We start from the raw sequence: 941 nt of genomic DNA, 5'->3' as shown, positions 1-941 counted from the left end.
TGCGGGTTGTCACTTATTATTTTTACCCCCTTATTCTCCTGATTTAAACCCGATAGAGCATGTATGGTCACCGCTTAAAAATAGGGTTCGCATGAAGCTTGATCAAGATGAAATAAATTTAGAGACAGCGCTTAGTCAAGTAATGAAGTCAATGTCAGAAACTATTCGTTGAGTGCTATAGCTCACCTTACGCACAGGTCATAAACATTTTAATCGCCTAAGCTCTTCAAAAGCTATTTGATTTGACCGCACAAGTAATTTATATTTGAGTGCAAAGTGGTTAAGCTGTACTTTTACACTCAATGTTTCTAGTTTACAAAATGCCACGATTGATGCAAAAATATGATTGCATTGTGACCGAACAGTTTTAGTTGGCGATTTTGCTAAACTTGCATTTTGTTTAATCGACTTATGATATTCTTCAATTTTCCATCGTTTTTGATAGATTTTGTAAAGCCCATCACCATCCGTCTCTAAATCATTTGTTATTAAATAGAGGTGACCTGTTGACCCATCTTCGTTTGTGAAGATCTTTTTCATTAATCGCACTGGGAAATTAATTCCCTGAAGATATACATCTATGGCCTCACTATCTTTTAAATCAAGAGATTTGACTGGCTGGTAATTTCTATTGATTTTATCATCTAAACTGCAAGCAACTGTTCGATTAGATTTTATTCCTAAAATAAACAACTTATTTAACTTGGCATGAATATAATTCATGTTTTCTTTTGAACTGAACCAGTTATCTGCAACAGCATAATCAAATTTAACCTGGTTATTAATTGCACGATTTATAAGGTTACGAAAGTACTCATTCTTCGATATATTAGATTTTCTCTTTTCTTTTCGGTCCTTTAAATCAGTAAACTTGATGTCTTTTAATACAGTTTCATAACCAATAGGTACGGACGTTTTCTTGTAAGTCACCATACTTGTCA

At 33.6% G+C, this 941-nt stretch carries 2 protein-coding genes; one reads left to right on the top strand and one right to left on the bottom strand.

Annotated features, from left to right (window positions below; all coding sequences use genetic code 11):
• Window positions 1-172 (top strand): transposase (locus C200_RS15360; protein ID WP_033923692.1); only part of this gene is annotated, 172 nt, incomplete at its 5' end.
• Window positions 173-198: 26 nt separating this feature from the next.
• On the opposite strand, the gene C200_RS04660 is transcribed toward C200_RS15360, so the two are convergent.
• The coding region (locus C200_RS04660) for a transposase (protein WP_033923691.1) at window positions 199-941 on the bottom strand (743 nt) is incomplete at its 5' end.

This window comes from Piscirickettsia salmonis LF-89 = ATCC VR-1361 (assembly GCF_000297215.2).
GTDB classification, from domain to species: Bacteria; Pseudomonadota; Gammaproteobacteria; order Piscirickettsiales; family Piscirickettsiaceae; genus Piscirickettsia; species Piscirickettsia salmonis.
This window is presented reverse-complemented; position numbering and strand designations above follow the sequence as displayed.